This is a genomic window from Phaeovulum sp. W22_SRMD_FR3 (assembly GCF_052113705.1).
Lineage (GTDB): Bacteria > Pseudomonadota > Alphaproteobacteria > Rhodobacterales > Rhodobacteraceae > JBGQOG01.
Genome location: NZ_JBGQOG010000012.1, coordinates 112,332 through 132,651 on the forward strand (window position 1 = coordinate 112,332; position 20,320 = coordinate 132,651).

The following is a 20,320-nucleotide window of genomic DNA, read 5'->3' on the forward strand; positions in this document are numbered from 1 at the left end:
CCCTGCCCGGCACCTGTCGCCGGACAAGGGCATTGCCGTTTCAGCTGACCAGTTCCTCGCCAACCCGTTTGCCGGTGCGCAGGCCGCCCGGAACCTGCAAGGTCGGCATCAGCTCGATCAGCCCGATGTTGACATAGTGCGGCGCGCCGATCGCATAGGCGACGGCATCGGCGATGTCAGAAACCTGCGGCATCTCAAAGCCCTCGAAATACTTGCGCTTGGCCTCGGCCGGATCGATCTTTTCGACATTGGCGAAAATGTCGGTCTCAACGCGACCCGGGCAGATCTCGGTCACCCGGACCCGGCGGCCAAAGGCATCCACGCGCAGCTGACGCGAGACGGTGTGCATTGCGGCTTTGGTGGCGTGATAGGCGGTGTGGCCGCCAAATTCGTAGTGCCCGGCAATCGAGGTGATGTTGACGATATGGCCGCGGTCGCGCGCCATCATCCCCGGCAGCGTCAGCCGCGCCAGATGCATCGCCGCGCGCAGGTTCACGTCGATCTGCTCGTCAATATCAAAGGCGTTCGAGGTCAGGATGTTGCCCGGCCGCGAGACACCGGCATTGTTCACCAGAATGTCGACCTCGATCCCCGCCAGCAAACGGGTCAGCGCCCCGGTGTCGCAGACATCCATCGCATGCGGGACACAGCCGGTCTCGGCGGCAAGCCCGGCCAGTTTCTCGGCACTGCGCGCCAAGGCATGCACCGTGATGCCCTCGGCACAGAGCCGGCGGGTGATCGCGGCCCCCATGCCCGCCGATGCGCCGGTGACGACAGCGGTTTTATAATCTGCAAAAGCCATTGGTAGTCCTTTCCGTCTTTGGTGTCGGGCTGTGGTGTCGGGCGGTCTGCCGCGGCCCTCAGCCCAATTGCGAGAGCGGGGCAATCCTGCCCCCTTCGTCTTCGATCCGGGCGCGCAGGCAGCGCGCAAGCGCCACCGCCCCCGCGGTGTCGGAATGCAGCAGGATCGAGCGCGCTGCGACCGGCAGTTCCGTGCCGTCGATGGTGGTCGTTGTGCCCGTGCGCAACAGGTGCAGGACCCGCGCCACCACCTCTTCGGGATCGTGGATCACCGCCCCGGGCAGGTTGCGCGGCGCCAATTGCCCGTCCTGCGTGTAGGCGCGGTCGGCCAGAAACAGCGCATAGGTCGGGCATCCCGCCGCATGGGCCGCGGCTTCCAGGGCCGAGCCGTTCAGCACCAAAAGCGCGATCTCGGGGTCAAAATCCATGGTCGCACGCACCAGGGCCCCGGCGATATCGGGATCGGCCGAGGCCAGATTGCCCAAGGCCCCATGCGGGTTCATATGGGTGATCCGATGCCCGGCGCGCCCCGCCAGCGCCGCCAATGCGCCGAGTTGGTAGAGCACATGGCATTCCAGCTCGGGCAGGGCCATCTCCATCTTGCGGCGGCCAAAGCCCATCCGGTCGGGAAAGCTGACATGGGCGCCCAGATCGACGCCATGCTCGCGGGCCAGACGGATGGTACGGTCCATGATCACCGGATCGCCCGCGTGATAGCCACAGGCGACATTGGCCGAGCTGACCAGGCCGATCAGCGCCGCGTCATCGGCAATCGTATAGGGGCCAAAGCCCTCGCCCATATCGGCATTCAGATCAATTTTCATCGTCGGCCCCGCTCAACCGGGCGATCACATCGCCCCATCCCACAATCGCTCCGGCCGCGGGCAAGGCCTGTGTCAGATGCCCGGCCTGAGGGGCCGTCACCGCCTCGCAGATGCCGTCGCATTCAACGAAGCCAAGGAGTTGCCCCGCCGTGACCCCATCGCCGACGGCCAGAACCGCCTCAGGATCAGCCGCCTGAAACCGCCCCAACGTGTGGCTTTTCAGCGCGATTTCCGGCGCGGCCACCGCGGCCTCCGGCGTCCGGGCGGCTGCCGCTGGTCCCGCCTCGGCCCCTTCGGCGGGCAAGGTCATCTGCAGCCGCGCATTGCCATCGGCATAGCTCAGCTCGGACAGGCCCGCGGCCCGCATCCATCCCAACACTTCTGTCAATTGATCCGGGCTCATGCCTGCCTCCATGCTGCTGCGCGGGCCGCACGGGTGTTCAGGCCCCTCTCAAGCCGCGCCAGATAGGCCGTGACCTCTGCCGCCGCCGCTTCTGCCGCGCGCAGGCTCACCGGCTGGAACCGCAGCGCGGCCCCCGCCGCCGCCTGCCCCAGCCGCCACAGATCCGCCTCGATCACCGTGGCGATCTTGGGATAGCCGCCCATCGTCGCCGCATCGGCCAGCTGGATGATCGCCTGCCCGCCGGGCGGCACCTGAATGACCCCCGGCACCACGCCATGCGACCGCAGTTCGCGCGGCGTCTCCAGCAGCAGCGGCGGCCCTTCCAGACGGTAGCCGGTGCGGTTGATCTGCCGCGAGACGCGGAAGATCGCGGTTTCAAAATCCCGCCGCGCGGTATCGGTGAAATCCGGATATTCGCCCGCGGGCAGCACCCGCAAGGTGATGGCATCGCCGCTGTCCTGCGGTAAAGCCCGCGAGGGGGGCAAGAGGCCATAGCCCGCAATCGTCCCGGCGCCGGGGCGCGTGGCAGCCGCCTGCAACCGATCGCCCGGCCGCAGGAACCGCCCCTCAAAACCGCCAAAGCCTTCGCGGAGCTGCGTCGCACGTCCGCCCAGCACCTGCGGCACATCCACCCCGCCCTGCAGCGCGACATAGGCACGACAGCCGCGCCGCACCGGGCCAAGCGTCAGCACCTGCCCCGGTTGCGCCTCGGCGCGCCAGAACGGCGGCAAGGCCTGCCCGTCAAGGTCAGCCGCGCAATCGGCGCCGGTGACGGCAAAGGCCTGCGCGGTCAGAAACCGCAGGCGAAACGGCATCATCTGCACCTCGATCCCCGCCGCATCCTGCGGATTGCCAAGGAGCAGATTGCCCAGTTGCAGCGCCAGCGCATCCATCGCCCCCGCGCGGCCAAGGCCCTGAAAATATTGCCCGTCCCGCCCCAGATCCTGTACCGAGCACAGGCCCGCCGTGGTCAGTATCTCGATCATATCGTGAGGCTCCCGATGCGGAAACGGATCCTGTCGCCCGGCCGCAGCAGGGCCGCGGGGCTGCGGTTAGGGTCAAAAAAGCTGACATCGGCATGGCCGATCGTGTGCCATCCGCTTGGCCCGGCCGAAGCGGAAACCCCCGTCTGTGCGCCCGCCACCGAAAGCGAACCACCGGGCAGATTCAGCAAGGGCACCTTGCGGCGCGGCACGAAAAGGCTCGGATCCAGCCCGCCGAGGTAGCAATATCCCGCATGGCTGCCCACGGCATAGACCGTGTAGACCGGGGCCGCATGCAATTCGACCACCGCACGCGCCGACAGGCCGGTGGCCTGCGCCACATCGGCCAGATGCGGGCCACCCGCGCCGCCGTAATCAATATCCACCTCGATCAGCCGCCCCTCGGCGGTCTTGGCCATGCCGCTCTCCCAGGCGCGGCGCAACGCATCGGCCAGGGCCTCCGGTGCCTCTGGCACCGCATCAAGCAGGAGGGTCAGATTGGTCATGCCGGGCACCGCTTCGCGCACGCCGGGCCATGTCGCGGCCGCATCGGCCACCGCCCAGATCCGTTGCTGATGGGCCAGATCAAAGGGGCAGTCAGGTTCAAACAGCACCGCCTTGGTGCCGAGGAACGAAAAGTCCCGCAGCTGCGTGGCGGGGCGTTGCAGATCATCCCGCATCGGCCGCTCCCGTCTGTGCAAGCCATTGTTCCATGTGGTGAATGCTGACACCGCCCGCGACAAATCCCGGTTCGCGCAGCAATTGCTGGTGCAGGGGCACATTGGTCGCCACGCCCGTAATCTGCAATTCATCCATCGCCGCGCGGAGCCGCGCCAGAGCCTCGGCCCGGGTGGCGCCATGGGCGATCACCTTGCCGATCATGGAATCGTAGCTGGCAGGGATGCGGTATCCCGCCGTGACATGGCTGTCGACGCGGATGCCCGGACCGCCGGGCAGATGCAGCGCGGAAATCACCCCGGGGGCCGGGGTGAAACTGGCGGGATCTTCGGCATTGATCCGGCATTCGATGGCATGGCCCTGCATCGCCACCGCGCTTTGCGTCAGGCGCAGCGGCGCACCCGCCGCCACGCGGATCTGCAATGCCAGAATGTCGAGACCGCTGGTCATCTCGGTCACCGGATGTTCAACCTGAATGCGGGTGTTCATCTCGATGAAATAGAACTGTCCGTCTTCATAGAGGAACTCGAACGTCCCCGCCCCGACATAGCCGATATCGCGGCAGGCCTGCGCGCAGCGCGCGCCCACCTCTGCCACCAGCGCACGGTCGATGCCGGGGGCCGGGGCCTCTTCGATCACCTTCTGATGGCGCCGCTGCATCGAGCAATCGCGGTCGCCCAGCCAGAGCGCCGTGCCCTGCTGGTCGGCCAGAACCTGAATTTCGACATGGCGCGGGGTTTGCAGGAATTTCTCCATATAGATCGCATCGGTGCCAAAGAACCGCCCGGCTTCCTGCCGGGTCAACATGGCGGCGGCGGTCAGCGCCTCGGGCGCGTGGACAACGCGCATGCCGCGCCCGCCGCCACCGCCCGCCGCCTTGATGATCACCGGATAGCCCACCGCATCGGCGATGGCGGCGTAGCTCCCGGGATCCTCGGGCAGCGCGGTGTCGGGGCCGGGAACGCAGGGCACCCCCGCCGCGATCATCGCGGTCTTGGCCGAGATCTTGTCGCCCATGATCCGCATCGCCGCCGCACTCGGCCCGACGAAAATCAGCCCCGCCTCGGTCACCGCCTGCGCAAACTCGGCATTCTCGGACAAAAAGCCATAGCCCGGATGCACCATCGTCGCCCCGGTCAGCCGCGCGGCGGCAAGGATGGCGGGAATGTTCAGATAGCTTTGCGCGGCGGGCGCGGGCCCGACGCAGATCGCCTGATCAGCGAGTGCGAGATAGGGTGCGCCACGGTCCGCCTCGGAATGGATGCAGATCACCCGCATCCCGAGCCGCCGCCCCGCCCGCAGAATGCGCAGGGCGATTTCACCGCGATTGGCGATGAGCAGGGAATGTTGGCTGAAATCGGTCATGCCACCACCCGGATCAGGGGAGTTCCGGCGCTGACATCGGCGCCGTTCCCGGTCAGAATTTCGGCGACGGTCCCGGCCGTCGGGGCGGTCACCTCGGTCATCAGTTTCATCGCCTCGATCACACAGAGGGTTTGCCCGGCCTGCACCCGGTCGCCGGGTTTCACAAAGGCGGCAGCCCCCGGCTCGGGCGCCAGATGGCACAGGCCCGAGAGCGGCGCGCAGACCACAGCCCCCGCGGCCTCTGCAGCGGGTTTGGCGGGGGTGGCGCGGGGCGGCACATCCGGCGCATGTGCCGGAATTGGGGCCAACGACCCCCGCGTCAGGCGGATCTGCTTTTTGCCCTGAACAAGCTCGAATTCGCTCAGGCCGCTGTCCGCCATCCAATCGATGAGGGTCTTGAGATAGGGTAAATCCATTGTCGTCTTGCTGGTTCTTGCCGCTGAAGATGAGGACCGGGGGGTGACGGGGCGGCACAGGCTCGGGCCGCGTTCCTCAAAAATGTAGCATGCACGGAATCTGATGATGTCAGAGGCGTTTGAAATGACTGCGCCCTGCCGGGCCGCCCCGGCGGGAGGCCATTTTGGCGCGGCACCGACGGGCGTGATGCCCCCGGTCATTGCGGATCACGATCACACCAGAAGCACACGGTCTTAGCCCTGATTTGGGCGCCGCATTTATGATGGCACAGAAGCTTCGCGTCCGCGGCGGCAGACCTGCGCTGCCATTTCCCCCCGCAGCCTGACGCGCTGCAAGGAGAGACCAATGACCATTTTCAAACCCGCCGCGCGGGTGACCCGCATCAAACCCTCGCCCAGCACTGCCGCCGCCGCGCGCGCCACCGAATTGCGCGCCGCCGGTGTCGATCTGATCGACATGACCGTGGGCGAGCCGGATTTCGACACCCCCGAAAGCGTCAAAGCCGCCGCCGTTGCGGCCATCGCGGCGGGCGACACCAAATACACCCCCGTCAACGGCACCCCTGCCCTGCGCCGCGCCATCATCGCGCGGATGCAGCGGCGTCTGGGCGTGACGGTCGATCCGGCGGCGATTTCCGTGGGCGGCGGCGCCAAGCAGATCATTTTCCTGACCTTCATGGCCGCGGTTGAGGCGGGCGACGAAGTGCTGATCCCCGCCCCCTACTGGGTCTCCTATCCCGATATGGTGCTGGCCAATGAAGGCAGCCCGGTGATCCTTCCCTGCCCCGGCGAAGACGGGTTCAAGCTGACCCCCGCCGCGCTTGAGGCCGCGATCACCCCCAAAACCCGTTGGCTGGTGCTGAACGCGCCCTCGAACCCGACGGGTGCGGCCTACAGCGCGGCGGAGCTCGCGACTTTGGCCGAGGTGCTGCGCCGCCATCCCCAGGTCTGGGTGTTGACCGATGAGATTTATGACGAGATCTGGTTTGAACCGGGTCAGATCACCAGCCTGCTGACGGTTGCCCCCGATCTGGCGGAGCGGCTGATCGTCATCAACGGCGTGTCGAAAACCTATGCGATGACCGGCTGGCGGCTGGGCTATGCGGTCGGGCCGAAGCCCTTGATCGCGGCGATCAACAAGCTGCAATCGCAGATGTCCTCCTGCCCCTCCTCGATCAGCCAGGCGGCTGCGGTGGCGGCGCTTGGCGGCGATCAGGGCTTTTTGGCCGAGATGGTCACCGAGTACAAAGCCCGCCGCGATCTGGCGGTGGATCTGTTGAACGCGGTGCCGGGTCTGCACTGCAGCCTGCCGCAAGGCGCGTTCTACCTCTATCCCAACTGCGCCGGGGCCATCGGCAAGACCACGCCCGCGGGCAAGGTGATCGAGACCGATCTCGATTTCACCCTCTACCTGCTCGATTGCGGCGTCGCGGCCATTCACGGCGGGGCCTACGGCCTCTCCCCCTATTTCCGGATCTCCTTTGCCACGTCGCGCGATGCGCTGCGCGAAGGCTGTGCCCGGATCGCGGCCGCCATGGCCGCGCTGACCTAACCTGAACCCGGAGGACTTCATGCCCCATATCATCACCCGTATCGACCGCCCGACCCCGGCAGAGGTGGCGGCGCTCGCCCCCTTTGGCACTGCCACCATCCATGAGGCGCAGGGCCGCTCGGGCGCGCTGTCGTCGCGGATCAAGCCGATTGACCGCACCATGCGGCTCTGCGGTCCGGCCTTTACCGTGGCCTCGGCCCCGCGCGACAACATCATGCTGCAACTGGCGATCAACTATGCCCAGGCGGGCGATGTGATCGTGGTTTCGGCCGGAGAATACGAAGAGGCGGGCTGCTTTGGCGATGTGCTGGGCAATGCCTGTCTGGCCAAGGGCATCGCCGGGGTCGTTACCGATACCGGCGTGCGCGACACCGCCGATCTGATCAAACTGGGGCTGCCGGTCTTCTCGCTCAGCGTCTGCATCAAGGGCACCGTCAAGGAAACCCTGGGGCAGATCAACAAGCCGGTCATCATCGGCGGCATCGAGGTTCGCCCCGGTGACATCATCAGCGGCGATGCCGATGGTCTGGTCGTGGTTGAACGCGAACGCGCGGCGGAAGTGGCGCAGCTCTCCAAAGCCCGCGAAGAGGCCGAGGCCGATTACATCCGCCGCTACAAAGCAGGGGAAAGCGTGATTTCGGTCTCCAATCTGGCGGCGGTGCTGGCCGCCAAGGGGCTGACAACCGATCTTTGACCTCTGCCCTCCGATCTTTGCGCGCCTCCCCGTTCGCCAAAGATCGCTGCCCCCGGTGTCGCAAGACGCCGGGGGTTTTTTCATGCCGTGTCACGCCGGAGGTTGCGGGCCGATCCGCAGTCATCAGCAGGCACGTGGACGGGCGGCACGCGAAAAGGCCCGGCATCTCGCGAGGCCGGGCCATCATGGTCTGTGGAGGTGGTGGGGCGGTCTAGCTGCCCAGCAAGAGGTTGGGCATCACATTGACGATCCCCGGGAACACCGCCAGCAGGATGACAAATCCCATCATGATCAGCAGATAGGGAAAGGTCACCCGCGCGATGAAGGGCGTGCTGCGCCCGGTGATGTTCTGGATCACCGCAAAGTTGAAGGCCACGGGCGGCGTGATCTGCGCCATCTCCACCACCAGCACGATAAAGATACCAAACCAGACCTTGTCAAAGCCCGCCGCTTCGACAATCGGCAGCACCACCGGCAAGGTGGTCGCGATCATCGAAAACCCCTCAAGCGCCGTGCCAAGGATCAGATAGAGCACCATCAGCGCGATGATCAGCATGGTCGGCGAGAGGTTCCAGTCCGAGACCGTGCCCGCCACCGCCTCGGGGATCCCGAGAGTTGAGGTGATGTTGCCGAGGACGGATGCGCCCAGAATGATCATCCCCATGACCGAGCAGGTCTGAACCGCGCCCAGACAGATGTCGCGCAGCACCTTGGCATTCAGCGCACCCTGCATGAGCGAGACGATGAAGGCGCCCACGACCCCCAGAGCGGCCGCTTCGGACGGGGTGGCCAGACCGCCATACATCGAGCCGAGCACGCAGATGATCAGGAACATCGCCGGGGCCAGATCCTTGAGCGCCGCCACCCGTTGGCGCAGCGGCATGTGGCGCAGCGCCCGTTCGCTCTCGGGCACGAAATCGCGCCGGATCGTCGAATGGATCATGATCCAGCCCGAGAAGATGCTGGCCAGCAGCAGGCCCGGCAGGAATCCGGCGGTAAAAAGGCGCAACACAGATTCCTCGGCCAGCACGCCATACATGATCATCACCGTCGACGGCGGGATCAGAAAACCCAGCGTCCCCGCCCCGGCCAGCGAGCCGATGGCCACCTCAGCGGAATAGCCGCGCGCGAGCAGTTCCTTGAGGGTCATCCGGCCCACCACCTGCGTCGTGGCCGCCGAAGAGCCGGAGATCGCGGCAAAGATCGAGCAGCCGATCACATTGACATGCAAGAGACGCCCCGGCAGCAGCCCCGCCCAGGGGGCAAGGCCCTTGAACAAGGCCTCTGACAATTTGGTGCGGAACAGAAACTCGCCCATCAGGATGAACAGCGGCAGCGCCACCAGATCCGGCGTGGTCAGGATGTTGAACACATATTGCGGCAGCACCTTGTCCATCGGCAACGATGTGAACAGATACCCCAGCCCCAGGCCGGTGAACAAAAGCGCGATGCCAATCCACGCGCCCATGGCGAGCGAGCCGAACAGCAGGCCAAACAGGCTGGTCACGATGACGCCCATGATAAGTCCTTTGTGATGTCATAGCCTTGCGGCGCGCGTCCTCCGATGGTGCATCGGGGCCGCCGGATTATTCGATGGCGGTGGCAGCCCCAAGATCGGGGCGGTCCAGCGGGCGCCCGGTCAGGGCCGCGATCAGACGCACGGCCATTTGCAGGGCGAGAATGGTGGCCCCGAGGGCCAGAACGGATTGCGGAATCCACAGCGGCGTAAAGCTGTCCTGGGACACTTCGCCATAGCCGTAGGTGCGCAGCGCCAACCGCACGAGCGTGACGGCCAGAAAACCGCACAGCGCAGTGCCGAGCAGCGCCGAAAACAGCTCCAGCGCCGCCGCAAAGCGCCCGCGTCCTGCGCGCAGCAGGATCTCGACCCGCAGTTGCAGCCCCGCCCGCAGCGTCATCCCGGCGCCCAGCAGAAACGAGGACCCCATCAGATAGGCGCTGTATTCCCAGCCGATGCCGATGCCCGAGGGCATCGCGGGAATGAACCGCGCCAGAAAGGCCACGATGATTTCCGCAAGGACAAGGCCGGTCAGCCCGAGGATGCACCCGGCGGCAGCCCAGCCGCCGGTCACCGACAACAGGTCCGCGGTGCGTTGCAGCACCGCGATCCCGCCGGTTTCCTCCTGAGGGGTCGAAGGAAGCGTCACGATCTCCACCTCAGTTCGATGCCAGTGAAGCTTTATAGGCATCGACGATTTCTTTCGCCGCCGGCACCCGCTCAAAGAAAGCTTCCTGCACCGGCACCGCCTTTTCAAGCAATTGCGCGCGCAGCTCCGGGCTGATCTCTTTCAGCACCATGTCATGCTTTTCCATCTCTTCGATGCTGGTCACATCGCCCTGACGCGAAACCTCCCAGAACACCGGCTCCAGCTTGGCCGATACTTCCTCGATGGCGGTCTGGTCTTCGGCCGACAGCTTGTTCCAGGTGTCGAGGTTGATCGTCACCGCATTCGACCCCCAGGTGTGGTTGGTCGGGTAGATGTTTTTCAGGAATTCCCAGAACTTGCCATCCACGCCCGAGGTGGCCGAGGTCGCGACGCCTTCGACACGTTTCGAGGCGAGCGCGGGCAGCAATTCGCCCCAGGGCATCACCACGCCGTTCATGCCAATCGCCGAAATGATGTCGACGGTGTTCTTGTCAGCGCCGCGCACCGGAATGCCGCGAAAATCGTCGATCGACTGGATGTCTTTGTTTACATAGACATATTGAGCGGGCGACGGCACCATATAGAGGATTTTCTGGTTGTGCTTGGCCGCCAGCTCTTCAAACACCGGGCGCAGGAAGGCGTGATAGGCCTTCAACCCGTCCATCGAGTCGATCAGGAAGGGCACGCCTTCAGCGCCAAACATCGGATCCACGCCGACCTGCTGGCTGATGTTGATGTCGGCCATGTCCACCAGGCCGTCGCGCACCGCCGTCAGCTGATCCGGGCCCTTGAAGCCAAGCGCACCCGCCGCCTTGACCGAAATGATCACCTCGCCATTGGTGGCGGTTTGGACTTCGTCGGCAAATTTCATCGCGTTCTGCACCATGAAATTGCCCTCGGGCAACACGTCCGCAAGGTTCAGCCGCGTCTCGGCCGAGGCCGAGGTGGCGACGCCGCCGAGCAAAATGGCGGCCAAGGCACCAAAGCGCGCTGCATGCACGTTGAAGGTCATCAGACTTCCTTTCCCTGTTATTGTTTCCGGCGCGCTCGTTCCGGGGAAATTGGCTTCGCCCCGTCGGTCACCGGATTGCTATACTTCACCCCTTCACGCTACCCGGCACGATGCCCCGTCACAAAATGCTAGTTCACTCTGATATGATTGGATTTCGTTATGAGCGGTCCGGCGGCATTGTCGACAGGGGGTCGTAAAGCGTATCACTTGTGTCAGGCGATGGCCCCCCGCGGGGGCCGCAGATTGCAGGGGAGGGCTGGATGGACACGCGCCGGTTGCACGCATTCGTCAAGATCATTGATGTCGGCAGCATCACGCGGGCCTCGGCCATCCTGCACATCGCGCAACCCGCCCTCAGCCAGCAGATCGCCGCGCTCGAGGCGCATTTCGGCAAGCCTTTGCTGCTGCGGTCAAAACGCGGCGTGGTGCCGACCGAAGCGGGGCTGGTGCTCTACCGTCATGCCCAGCTGATGCTGCGGCAACTGGAGCAGGCCCAGGCCGATATTTCCAGCACCTCGACCAGCATTTCCGGTTTCGTCTCGGTCGGCCTGGCGCCCCTCAGCGGCGGGTCGTTTCTCTCCACCCGCCTGTTGAAGCGCGTGCGCGAAAGCCATCCGGGCATCGTGTTGCAGATCAATGAGAACATCGGCGGCGTGATCAGCGAGATGATCATGACCGGGCGCATGGACCTGGCCTTCATCTATGATCCGGGCGAAATCCGCGGTGTCTCGTTTGAACCGGTGCTGGCGGAAGATCTCTACCTCGTTTCGCGGATCATCGGCGACGGCGGGACGCAGGCGGATGGAACCGTGCCAGGGACGCCCGAGGCCGAGGTGACCTTTACCGAGGCCGCCGAGCATAACCTGATCCTGCCGAGCCGCATTCACACGGTGCGGCAGCTGATCGACACCACGTTTTCGCGGGTGGGTCTAAGCGCCCGGATCGTGGCCGAAACCGAATCCGTGCCGATCATGATGCAGGCGGTCCGCGACGGAATTGGATCGACCATCCTGCCCTGGTCGGCGGCCTTTGCCATCGTGCAGCAAGACCCCGGCCTGCAATTGCGGCGGATCATCAAGCCGAACATGCAAACCAACATGTCGATCTGCGTCTCCGATCAATTGCCGCTGTCTGAACCTGCGAGCATTGTCAGCGAGATCCTGACCGAACTGGCCCACAGCTTTGCCGTCGAAAATGCCACCCGCGGGGTCCGCAGCCGGCGCTGAGAAGCCTCTGCCCCCGGCAGAGAGAACAAGGACGGGACCTTTTCCCACCCCAATGTCCGGCAGGATGGCCGCCCGCATGTTGCGGCTTCTTGCTGGCACAGGCCCTGATCGCAGCGGCCTCTCTTGTGGTCGGGTCTCCGCCCCCCCATATCTGCACTGCGCAGCCGGCATCTGTCCCGAAACACGGGCCTCTCAGGCGGCGGTGATCACTGTTTTCAGACAATCCACACAGCAGCGCGACGCCGCAACCCCTCGGGCGCCTTCGGGTTCCGGGCGGCGGCGAGGGCGTTCGATCAACATATCTGAACGGGGCGCATTGCCCCCGAAACCGGAGTCGGACCATGGCCAAGGGGCAAAAGCGTACCAACAAGGAAGTGAAGAAGCCGAAACAGGTCAAAGCCGCACCGGTTGAACCGGTGCTGTTTGCCAAGGGCGCAGGCTCTATCGGGGCCAAGCCCGGGAAAAAAGCCTGACAGAAAGCCGGGTACGGGCTCAGGCCCAACCTGCCCCTCCGGCGGCCCTGTCGCGGCGGCGCGGCAGCCGCGAGAGGTTTGCCGCACTAGGCCCGGCGCAGGTGGAAATGGTCCACAAAGCGCTGGCCAAGCGCCGGATCTCCCTGAAACCGCGGGGCATCCTGCGCAAGCCAATGGTCGAGCGGCCTTTTGCCATAGACCACCGCCGCGATGAGATTGGCGGTACCGGCGAACAGGATATCCCCCTCGGCAGGGCCGCGCTCCACATGCCAGCTGCCTGCCACCAACGTTCCGCGAAAGCTCTCGCGGCCGAGGTCGAACCCGGCATGGATCACCGCACAGGGCGCGTTTTGGGGTGCCGCCATCGCCCGCATCGACAGCATCAGCGCCGATGGGCTGATGTGTTTGGACGGATCATGCCCCGGTAGAGTGGCACCCCAGCGGCAGAGCGCCTCAATCACCGGCCAGACGGCGTAGCCCCGCGGCGTCAGCTCATAGACCTGCACCCCCGCGGGCTCTGGCATCTGTACGCGGTGCAGAACGCCCCCCGCCTCCAGGCCCTCCAGCCGCTGCGTCAGCACCGAAGCGCTGATCCCGGGCAGGCCCGCGCGGATCAGGCTGAACCGCTTGGCCCCCAACATCAGCTCACGGATCACCAACAACGCCCAGCGGTCTCCCAACAGGTCCAGCGCGTGCGCTGCGATACAGCCCTCATCATAGAGGCTGCGGGGCGCGCGGGCGGGCCGTGTATCGGGCATCGTTGTCAAAACCTATCAATAGTTGTTTTTTGCAACTTACTTCGGCAAACTTGCTTCTGCAACAGGGGGAGAATTGCCATGCCTTACATCGACGGATTTGTCATTCCCGTGCCCACTACCAACCGGGAAGCCTACCGCGCGCATGAAGCAAAATGGTGGGGGACGTTCCAGAAGTTGGGGGCGCTTTCGCTGGTGGTTGGATGGGGCAATGACGTGCCCGCCGGCAAACAGACCGATTTCATGCGCGCTGTCGCCGCCACCGCCGAGGAAACCGTGGTGTTTTGCTGGATGACCTGGCCGGACAAGGCCACGCGCGATGCGGCCTATCAGCAGATCATGGAAACCACGCCCGACATGACGGGCATGCCTTTTGACGGCAAACGGATGATCTATGGCGGCTTTGAACCTCTGTTGATGGAGGGCACCGCAGCATGACCCATCATGGCAGCCCCTGTTGGTATGAGCTTTCCACCACCCCCGGCGCACTCGCCGATGCCGGGGCGTTTTACGCCAGGGTTCTGGGCTGGTCGGTAGAGGATGCGGGCATGCCTGACTTTACCTATCATCTGGCACAGGCGGGGGGGGAGATGGTGGCCGGGCTGATGGAGATGCCCGCCGATGTCGCGGGCATGCCGCCCTTCTGGCTCCTCTATTTCGCGGTGGAGGATGCCGACGTCGCGGTGGCGCAGATGCAGGCGGCGGGGGCAACGGTGCACCGGCCCGTCACGCCGATCCCCGGAACCGGCCGTTTCGCCATTCTCGCCGATCCGCAGGGCGCGGCGTTTGGCGTTCTGGAACCACTCCCCGGCGGGACGGGCACCGCTTACAATGCTCAAAAACAGGGCCATGGAAACTGGCATGAGCTGATGTGCGGCGACCCCAAGGCCGCAATGGGCTTCTACGGACCGATGTTCAATTGGCAAACCAGCCGCAGCATGGATATGGGAGCGATGGGCACCTATGACGTGTTCGCCTGGCAGGGCACCGACATTGGCGGCATGTTGCGCGCGATGCCCGGGCCCTCCGGCGCGGGGCAGGCATTCTGGTTGCCCTATTTCGGTGTCGACAGCGCCGAGAAGGCCATGGCGCGGATCACGGCGGCCCGGGGGGCCATTAAGAATGGTCCGATGGAAGTGCCCGGGCCCGCCTATATCGTCATCGCCACCGATCCACAGGGCGCGGCCTTTGCCGTGGTCGGCCCCAAGTAGCATCCGGCGACAACCGCCCGCATCCGCCGTCTTGATCCGGGCGCATATGTCCGGCACCGGGCGGCGGCCCCAACACATTTGCAGGCCCGCGCCCGGCCTCGGATTTGGCGCGCGGATTTGGCGGGTGCCGCCCGCAGCGCCGCGCCTCCGGTTCAGCGGCTCAACCCGTTGGCCCTGCTGTCACAAAAGCCATTCAACCGGCAGCAGGCCGATGAGTTTCACCAGCAGACGCAGTGGCAGCGTGGTGTTCGGATCGACGGCAGAGGTCGAAACATGCCCCGCCGGATCGGTCGCCGTCCAGAGCAGATGGCCATCCTCATCCGCGCTGACCCTGTAGGCCAGAGATGCGAGATTGGCATCGAGCCAGCCGGAGAGATCATCCGAGATGCTGGCGCTGTCGATCAGCAGCCCCATTTCGGTGTTCAGCCGCCGCGAGCGGGGGTCGAAATTCAACGAGCCGACGAAAGCGCGCCGCCGGTCCACCGAAAAGATCTTGGCGTGGATGGCGGCATTGGACTGCGCCAGAACCTCCAGCTCGCGCACGTTCCGGCGCGCCATGCCGTCGCTCTTCAGCTCATAGACCTCGACACCGCCTGCCACCAGATCGGCACGGTAGCGCGCATAGGCCCCGTGCACCGCGACCACATCGGTGGCCTCCAGCGAATTGGTCAGCACCCGCACCCGCAGCCCGCTTTGGGCAAAGGCGATCAGCTTTTCGGTCGCAATCGTGCCCGGCACGAAATAGGGCGATACGAGGTCGATCGAGCGGTCCGGCGTCCCGATCTCGGCCAGCAGACGCCGCACCATCAGCGCATCGCCCTCGGCCAGACCCAATACTTTGCCGGGGGCATCGCTGAACAGCAGCGCAGGCTCCCATTGCAGCGGCAATGTCTGGTCCAGCAATTGCGCCGTAAAGGAGGAGGCATGCACATATTCGGCATAGGCCCGCCCCTGTTCGGTGTCGCGCAGCACAAGATCGCGCGCGCCGAGCCGCTGCGCCGCATCCGCCGCGGGCGTGATCAGAGAGGCCACCGCATAGGCTGAGCGGCTGGTCCAGTACCGCTCAAAATCGGCGCTGACATCTTTGGCCGCCGGGCCCACCGCCAGCACGTCAAGGTCGATGTAGTTTTGGTCGCCCCCGGTTTCAAAATAAACGTCGCCAATGTTGCGCCCGCCGACAACGGTCACCGCGCCATCCACGGTGAAGGATTTATTGTGCATGCGGCGGTTGAGGCGAAAGAAATCAAACATGTAGTTCAGCGTGCGAAACCGGCGCAAGACAAAGGGGTTGAACAGGCGCACCTCTGCCGTCGGCAAAGCGTCCAGCGCCACCAGTTCCTGCTCCAGCGCCCCGGTGCCGTTGTCATCCACCAGCAGACGCACGGTCACGCCCCTTTCCGCCGCCGCCTGCAATTCGGCCAGCAGGCGGGTTCCCGTCAGATCATCATTCCAGATGTAATATTGCGCATCGATGGCGCGGCTGGCCGCCCGCGCCAGATGGATGCGCGCCGCAAAGGCATCTGCCCCACTGCCCAATGTCACAAAGCCCGATGCGCCCGGATGCGCGGCAACCAGAGGGGCCAGTGAGGTGGCAAGCGCACTGTCGCGCGGCCGCTCGGCCAAGGGGGCCTGCGCGGCCGCAGGGAGCGGCGGCAGGGGAAAAGCCAGCCGCATGACGATGATGAAGGCAACATAGCCCAGAACCAGCGCCGCGATCAGCCCGATGAGCTTCACCATGGGAAAGTCACGCCCATTGTAACATATGCGGCAGTTCGGCTCATTGACGGATGCATCCTTTTCCCCGGCCCGCCATTTCAACGCCTTTTTGCGCCCCGCGCCTATAGCAATGTTCAGAGAGCATGCCGCCAGATGCCGCGCACCCTGCCACAGGCGCCACGGGGAGGGGCCCCCGAGGCGACACCAGCGGGGACACCGGCGGCCCTGATGCGGGCCCGGATGGGTGCACCCCACAATCGGCGGTCGGTTGCGGGCGCGCCCCCGCCCCGGCCAGCGCCTTGACACCAGCCTGCGGCAGGCCAATCCTGTGCCCGTGGCAATTGACCGGCAGCGATGGCCCCCCGCAGGGGCAGAAAAGGGCTTCGACGAGATGGCGCATGTCCTGCTGGCGTGGGAACTAGGGGGCAACAGCGGCCATGCGGTGCGCCTGGCACAGCTGGTTTCCGCCCTGGCGGCGGCGGGGCATCGAACCAGCCTTGCCGTGCAGCGTCCCGACGCCTTCCGGCAATGGCGCGACGCGCCGGGTTTTGCACCGATCCGGCAAGCGCCGGTCTGGCCGGGACTTTTGCGCCACTCCGAAATCCTGCCCTTGCGCGGTGAGATGGCCTGGGGTGACCTGCTGGCAGGTATGGGGCTGACCGATTCCGGCATTCTGGAATATCTCCTGCGCTGCTGGGATCAGCTGCTCACCGATGCCGCCCCGGATCTGGTGATCGCCGATTTCGCGCCCGCCGCGATGCTGGCCGCCCGGGACCGGATGCCGGTGATTGCGGTGGGCACCGGGTTCACGGTTCCCCCGGATCGGCCTGAGCGGTTCCCGCTGCTGCGCCGTGATGCGGCAGCGCCGCTGGTGGACGAAACCGCCCTTCTGCAGGTGGTGAACCGGGCGCTGTGGCGGCTGGGCCGTGCGCCCCTCGACCGGCTGATCGCAATCGCACGCGCGACAAAGTCATGCCCCGCGACCTTCACCGAACTGGACCCCTATGCCGCCCACCGCGACGGGCCGCCGGTGCCGCCTTTCCTGTCCGGCCCCCCGGGCCAATGCGGCCAGGGCACCGGCATCTTTGCCTATGCCCCGGCCAGCGCCCCCGGAACCGGGGTCCTGGCCGGAGCCCTCGCGCTGATCGCGGGGCGCGGGCAGGCCGTTTCCGCCTGGATGCCGGGTCTGCCCCGCGCGGATGCCGCGCGGCTGGCCGAGGCAGGCGTGCGGCTGCAGACTTCCCCCCTCGCCCAAGCCGAGATCGCCGCCCGTTCGCGCCTGTTCATCAGCACGGGGGGGCTCGGGGCGACATCTGCCGCGCTGGCCGCAGGGTTGCCGATGGCCTTGCTGCCGGTTGATCTTGAGAAACGCCTGACCGCCGAGGCGGTCCACAAGCTGGGTGCAGGCACCTTGCTGACGGCCGGTCCAGAGGCAGGCGCGCGGGGGCTGGCCGAGGAGATCATCACCGCCGCCCATGACCAGACCCTCAGGCAATGCGCCCAAGATCTGGCGGCATCGTTCCGCGCCCGGCTGGGGGATCCGGCGCAGATGGTGGCGCAGCTCGTCAGCCTCTGTCTCTGAGCGCAGAACGCCAAGAGAATCGTTGCGGGTTGATTGTTTCAACATAAGGTTAACTGGTTTTCATACAGGTGGATTTTGTCATGAGTGCGCCAAGTGCGATCTTGTTGAATGGCATTGATCTGGCGGCCAGCGGCCCGCATATCGCCCTGACAGAGGACCCGTCCGCCGGGCAGATGATCGCCCGTCTGACGGCGACGGACGCAGATCCGGGCGACACCCTCACCTTTACGCTGCTTGATGACGCGGACGGGCTGTTCTTTCTCAGCGGCAATCTGATCTGCAGGGCGGCGGGTGGTGTGCTCGATCCCGGCGCCGACAGCTACACCCTGAGCGTTCAGGTCACCGATGCCAGCGGACAGAGCTATGTCAGCGATGCCCGCATTGGTGTGGCGGACCTGCCCAATATCCTGCGCACGGACGGAACGGCGGGAAATGACACGCTGACCTCGGAATCGGGACGGGAATACTTCATTGCCACGGCGGGCAATGACACCATCGACGCGGGAAGCAATGATGTCATTGTCTATGCGGGCCTGCGCGAGGATTACCAGCTCATCTACACCCCCGCCAGCGGTGGCGGCGGCTATGGCGGCTATGGCGGCCCTCCCCCCGATCCGGCGACGGTCACGGTTGTCGATTTGCGCAATGGCGGGCCGGATGGCGCCGACCTGATCCTGAACCCTTCGACCCTGCGCTTTGCCGATGGCGACCTTGATGTCTCGGATCTGGAGACGGGGCGCCCGACGCTGACCCTCAATGGCAGAAACCTGACTTTCGACGCTTATGTGCCCGAGAATGAACAGGCGGGCTATGTCATCGGTCAGCTCTCGGCGCTGGGCCTGTCCTCTGCGGGTGCCATCACCATCACCGGATTTGAGGTTCTGAGCTTTCGGGATGTTGGCGGCTTCCCGGTCGCCGAGACGACGACGGCATTCTTTGCCATTGACGCCAACCGGCAGCTGAGCACCGCCGCGCCGCTGAATTTTGAACATTATTATGCCCATTACCTGCAGGTGACATTCACCGATCCGGGTGGCAGCAGCTGGACCGAAAGCATCCGGCTTGATGTGGCAGACAGCGCCGACGCGCCTGTCGCAGTCTCCCTGGTCCATGAAACGCCCGGTGAGAGCGACGTGGTCGGCTTTGTCGCGGAGCATTCGAACCGCAGTGGCGACGTTCAGATCGGCCGCCTTGACTTCGACGATACGGACGGGTCGGCGGCGGGCTATGCTGTCGCGGTGTCAGAGGCCGATGCCGCCTCATATTACGTGCTGGACGGGGTGCTCTACCTGCGCCAGGGGGCGCTTGTCGATTTTGAGACCAGCCCGCAGGTCTCGGTCGACCTGCTTGTGCGCGATCTGGACATGCGCGCCGATCAGGCGGTCACGCTGACCGCCACCTTCGACGTAACCTTCGCCCCGCTGGCGGGCACTTCCGCTGCCGAAACCATCCTCGGCACGGCGAGCGCCGATTACATCCTCGGCCTTGCGGGAGCCGACACTCTGCGCGGCGGCCGCGGAAACGACACGCTGTTGGGCGGCAACGGAAGCGATCAGATTTCCGGGGGCGATGGCAACGATCTGATCTATGCCGATCATGTGCTGCCCTCGGAGGGGCTGCGCTGGGGCACCCAGGGACCCAGCGGCACCGATATTTCGGGCGGCTTTGTCCAGACCATCGGCACGGTTCAGGCGATGGTGACGGTGGCATTGCAGGGCGATGCAGCGACCGCCGCGGTCTTCAATGGCGCGATTTTCGTGGGTCTGGGCGAACCGGCGTCCAATGGCTACTATGCCTCATCGGGCGAAGGTGAGGGCCCGACCTCCACCCTGACCGTCAGCTTTTCCGATGCGGGCGGTGATGCCGAGGTGTCGGACGTCGCCTTCCGGCTGCTGGATATCGATGCGGGCGGGTTCCGCGACATCGTCACCGTCCAGGCATTTGACGCGGATGGCACAGCGCTTGCCGTGACCATGACGCCAAACGGTCAGGACATCATCAGTGGCACTACAGTCACCGGCGCGATGGTGATCAATGATTTCCCAGACGAGACCGGCTCTGTGCTGGTCCGCGTCGCGGGTCCGGTTCATAGCATTGTTATCATTTATGAAAATGGCCTTTCGGCCCTGCAGACCTTTGGTGTCAGCGACATCTACTTCAACACCGACCGGAGCGGCGCCGGCAGCCAGCTTTCGGGGGATCTGGGCCATGACACGCTGATCGGGGCCGCATTTGCAGATGTGCTGTCGGGCGGCGACGGCGACGATCTGCTGCGCGGCAACGGCGGCAATGACGCCCTCACCGGCGCGACGGGCAATGATACGCTGCTCGGCGGCAGCGGCAACGATGCACTGAACGGCGGGCTGGGCAATGACCGGATCGATGGTGGCGACGGGATTGACCGGGCCTATTTCACCGGCGCGGCGGCGGTCAGCGTCAATCTGGGCCTGACCTCGGCGCAAAA

General features: G+C 65.4%; 19 protein-coding genes and 1 pseudogene. 8 read left to right on the forward strand and 12 right to left on the reverse strand.

Annotation, left to right across the window (positions count from 1 at the left end; genetic code table 11):
• Window positions 1–40: 40 nt before the first annotated feature.
• From ACEN2S_RS15340 to ACEN2S_RS15370, 7 genes are read right to left on the reverse strand one after another with little or no spacing between them, the layout of a single operon-like run.
• Entirely contained in the window at window positions 41–802 is a 762-nt protein-coding gene (locus ACEN2S_RS15340; protein WP_441867394.1) for an SDR family oxidoreductase, read from the reverse strand.
• Between the two features lie 58 nt (window positions 803–860).
• Window positions 861–1,625, reverse strand: coding sequence for a LamB/YcsF family protein (locus tag ACEN2S_RS15345; protein ID WP_441867397.1), 765 nt, complete (start codon window positions 1,623–1,625; stop codon window positions 861–863).
• Complete coding sequence (locus ACEN2S_RS15350) at window positions 1,615–2,028, reverse strand: biotin/lipoyl-containing protein (RefSeq protein WP_441867400.1); 414 nt, start codon at window positions 2,026–2,028, stop codon at window positions 1,615–1,617. Before ACEN2S_RS15350 ends, ACEN2S_RS15345 begins: the two co-directional genes overlap by 11 nt.
• Entirely contained in the window at window positions 2,025–3,014 is a 990-nt protein-coding gene (locus ACEN2S_RS15355; protein WP_441867403.1) for a biotin-dependent carboxyltransferase family protein, read from the reverse strand. Before ACEN2S_RS15355 ends, ACEN2S_RS15350 begins: the two co-directional genes overlap by 4 nt.
• Window positions 3,011–3,691, reverse strand: a complete 681-nt coding sequence (gene pxpB / locus ACEN2S_RS15360; protein ID WP_441867406.1) for a 5-oxoprolinase subunit PxpB — start codon at window positions 3,689–3,691, stop codon at window positions 3,011–3,013. Before pxpB ends, ACEN2S_RS15355 begins: the two co-directional genes overlap by 4 nt.
• Entirely contained in the window at window positions 3,681–5,054 is a 1,374-nt protein-coding gene (gene accC / locus ACEN2S_RS15365) for an acetyl-CoA carboxylase biotin carboxylase subunit (protein WP_441867409.1), read from the reverse strand. Before accC ends, pxpB begins: the two co-directional genes overlap by 11 nt.
• Window positions 5,051–5,470 carry an acetyl-CoA carboxylase biotin carboxyl carrier protein gene (locus ACEN2S_RS15370; RefSeq protein WP_441867412.1) on the reverse strand — a complete coding sequence of 140 codons (420 nt, stop codon included), beginning with the start codon at window positions 5,468–5,470 and terminating at the stop codon, window positions 5,051–5,053. The genes accC and ACEN2S_RS15370 overlap by 4 nt, the downstream gene beginning before the upstream one ends.
• A gap of 346 nt (window positions 5,471–5,816) precedes the next feature.
• On the opposite strand from ACEN2S_RS15370, the gene ACEN2S_RS15375 reads away from it, so the two are divergent.
• The gene (locus ACEN2S_RS15375) at window positions 5,817–7,022 is read left to right on the forward strand and encodes an aspartate transaminase (protein ID WP_441867415.1); all 1,206 of its coding nucleotides are present in this window, start codon (window positions 5,817–5,819) and stop codon (window positions 7,020–7,022) included.
• A gap of 19 nt (window positions 7,023–7,041) precedes the next feature.
• Complete coding sequence (locus ACEN2S_RS15380) at window positions 7,042–7,716, forward strand: 4-carboxy-4-hydroxy-2-oxoadipate aldolase/oxaloacetate decarboxylase (RefSeq protein ID WP_441867418.1); 675 nt, start codon at window positions 7,042–7,044, stop codon at window positions 7,714–7,716.
• A gap of 211 nt (window positions 7,717–7,927) precedes the next feature.
• Here ACEN2S_RS15380 and ACEN2S_RS15385 read toward each other — a convergent pair whose 3' ends face one another.
• From ACEN2S_RS15385 to ACEN2S_RS15395, 3 genes are all read right to left on the reverse strand, one after another.
• Window positions 7,928–9,235, reverse strand: a complete 1,308-nt coding sequence (locus tag ACEN2S_RS15385) for a TRAP transporter large permease (RefSeq protein ID WP_441867421.1) — start codon at window positions 9,233–9,235, stop codon at window positions 7,928–7,930.
• Between the two features lie 67 nt (window positions 9,236–9,302).
• A complete protein-coding gene (locus ACEN2S_RS15390; RefSeq protein WP_441867424.1) occupies window positions 9,303–9,881 on the reverse strand; it encodes a TRAP transporter small permease subunit in 579 nt (192 codons plus the stop codon).
• Window positions 9,882–9,891: 10 nt separating this feature from the next.
• Window positions 9,892–10,893 (reverse strand): TRAP transporter substrate-binding protein, encoded by a 1,002-nt coding sequence (locus tag ACEN2S_RS15395; protein WP_441867427.1) that lies wholly within the window; start codon window positions 10,891–10,893, stop codon window positions 9,892–9,894.
• A 260-nt stretch (window positions 10,894–11,153) separates the two neighbouring features.
• On the opposite strand from ACEN2S_RS15395, the gene nac reads away from it, so the two are divergent.
• Complete coding sequence (gene nac / locus ACEN2S_RS15400; protein WP_441867430.1) at window positions 11,154–12,119, forward strand: nitrogen assimilation transcriptional regulator NAC; 966 nt, start codon at window positions 11,154–11,156, stop codon at window positions 12,117–12,119.
• Window positions 12,120–12,460: 341 nt separating this feature from the next.
• Complete coding sequence (locus ACEN2S_RS15405; RefSeq protein WP_441867433.1) at window positions 12,461–12,592, forward strand: hypothetical protein; 132 nt, start codon at window positions 12,461–12,463, stop codon at window positions 12,590–12,592.
• Window positions 12,593–12,678: 86 nt separating this feature from the next.
• Here ACEN2S_RS15405 and ACEN2S_RS15410 read toward each other — a convergent pair whose 3' ends face one another.
• Window positions 12,679–13,350 (reverse strand): winged helix-turn-helix transcriptional regulator, encoded by a 672-nt coding sequence (locus tag ACEN2S_RS15410; protein ID WP_441867436.1) that lies wholly within the window; start codon window positions 13,348–13,350, stop codon window positions 12,679–12,681.
• A 78-nt stretch (window positions 13,351–13,428) separates the two neighbouring features.
• Between ACEN2S_RS15410 and ACEN2S_RS15415 the strand changes: the two genes are divergently transcribed.
• Together ACEN2S_RS15415 and ACEN2S_RS15420 are read left to right on the forward strand one after the other, a co-directional pair.
• Complete coding sequence (locus ACEN2S_RS15415; RefSeq protein ID WP_441867439.1) at window positions 13,429–13,785, forward strand: DUF1428 domain-containing protein; 357 nt, start codon at window positions 13,429–13,431, stop codon at window positions 13,783–13,785.
• Window positions 13,782–14,558: a VOC family protein gene (locus ACEN2S_RS15420; protein WP_441867442.1), complete on the forward strand. Its 777-nt coding sequence runs from the start codon at window positions 13,782–13,784 to the stop codon at window positions 14,556–14,558. The genes ACEN2S_RS15415 and ACEN2S_RS15420 overlap by 4 nt, the downstream gene beginning before the upstream one ends.
• 180 nt (window positions 14,559–14,738) lie before the next feature.
• Here the strand turns inward: ACEN2S_RS15420 and ACEN2S_RS15425 are convergent, their stop codons facing one another.
• Entirely contained in the window at window positions 14,739–16,295 is a 1,557-nt protein-coding gene (locus ACEN2S_RS15425; RefSeq protein ID WP_441867445.1) for a phospholipase D family protein, read from the reverse strand.
• Window positions 16,296–16,665: 370 nt separating this feature from the next.
• On the opposite strand from ACEN2S_RS15425, the gene ACEN2S_RS15430 reads away from it, so the two are divergent.
• Both ACEN2S_RS15430 and ACEN2S_RS15435 read left to right on the forward strand, forming a co-directional pair.
• Window positions 16,666–17,856 carry a glycosyltransferase gene (locus tag ACEN2S_RS15430; RefSeq protein ID WP_441867448.1) on the forward strand — a complete coding sequence of 397 codons (1,191 nt, stop codon included), beginning with the start codon at window positions 16,666–16,668 and terminating at the stop codon, window positions 17,854–17,856.
• Between the two features lie 80 nt (window positions 17,857–17,936).
• Window positions 17,937–20,320 (forward strand): annotated as a pseudogene (locus ACEN2S_RS15435) (hypothetical protein); the annotation flags it as partial.

Coding starts and splice junctions, on each gene's coding strand:
- ACEN2S_RS15375 (WP_441867415.1), top strand. CDS start 5,817: ATGACCATTTTCAAACCCGCCGCGCGGGTGACCCGCATCAAACCCTCG.
- accC (WP_441867409.1), bottom strand. CDS start 5,054: ATGACCGATTTCAGCCAACATTCCCTGCTCATCGCCAATCGCGGTGAA.
- ACEN2S_RS15415 (WP_441867439.1), top strand. CDS start 13,429: ATGCCTTACATCGACGGATTTGTCATTCCCGTGCCCACTACCAACCGG.
- ACEN2S_RS15355 (WP_441867403.1), bottom strand. CDS start 3,014: ATGATCGAGATACTGACCACGGCGGGCCTGTGCTCGGTACAGGATCTG.
- ACEN2S_RS15370 (WP_441867412.1), bottom strand. CDS start 5,470: ATGGATTTACCCTATCTCAAGACCCTCATCGATTGGATGGCGGACAGC.
- ACEN2S_RS15385 (WP_441867421.1), bottom strand. CDS start 9,235: ATGGGCGTCATCGTGACCAGCCTGTTTGGCCTGCTGTTCGGCTCGCTC.
- ACEN2S_RS15405 (WP_441867433.1), top strand. CDS start 12,461: ATGGCCAAGGGGCAAAAGCGTACCAACAAGGAAGTGAAGAAGCCGAAA.
- ACEN2S_RS15425 (WP_441867445.1), bottom strand. CDS start 16,295: ATGGTGAAGCTCATCGGGCTGATCGCGGCGCTGGTTCTGGGCTATGTT.
- ACEN2S_RS15380 (WP_441867418.1), top strand. CDS start 7,042: ATGCCCCATATCATCACCCGTATCGACCGCCCGACCCCGGCAGAGGTG.
- ACEN2S_RS15420 (WP_441867442.1), top strand. CDS start 13,782: ATGACCCATCATGGCAGCCCCTGTTGGTATGAGCTTTCCACCACCCCC.
- ACEN2S_RS15410 (WP_441867436.1), bottom strand. CDS start 13,350: ATGCCCGATACACGGCCCGCCCGCGCGCCCCGCAGCCTCTATGATGAG.
- ACEN2S_RS15395 (WP_441867427.1), bottom strand. CDS start 10,893: ATGACCTTCAACGTGCATGCAGCGCGCTTTGGTGCCTTGGCCGCCATT.
- pxpB (WP_441867406.1), bottom strand. CDS start 3,691: ATGCGGGATGATCTGCAACGCCCCGCCACGCAGCTGCGGGACTTTTCG.
- nac (WP_441867430.1), top strand. CDS start 11,154: ATGGACACGCGCCGGTTGCACGCATTCGTCAAGATCATTGATGTCGGC.
- ACEN2S_RS15345 (WP_441867397.1), bottom strand. CDS start 1,625: ATGAAAATTGATCTGAATGCCGATATGGGCGAGGGCTTTGGCCCCTAT.
- ACEN2S_RS15340 (WP_441867394.1), bottom strand. CDS start 802: ATGGCTTTTGCAGATTATAAAACCGCTGTCGTCACCGGCGCATCGGCG.
- ACEN2S_RS15430 (WP_441867448.1), top strand. CDS start 16,666: ATGGCGCATGTCCTGCTGGCGTGGGAACTAGGGGGCAACAGCGGCCAT.
- ACEN2S_RS15350 (WP_441867400.1), bottom strand. CDS start 2,028: ATGAGCCCGGATCAATTGACAGAAGTGTTGGGATGGATGCGGGCCGCG.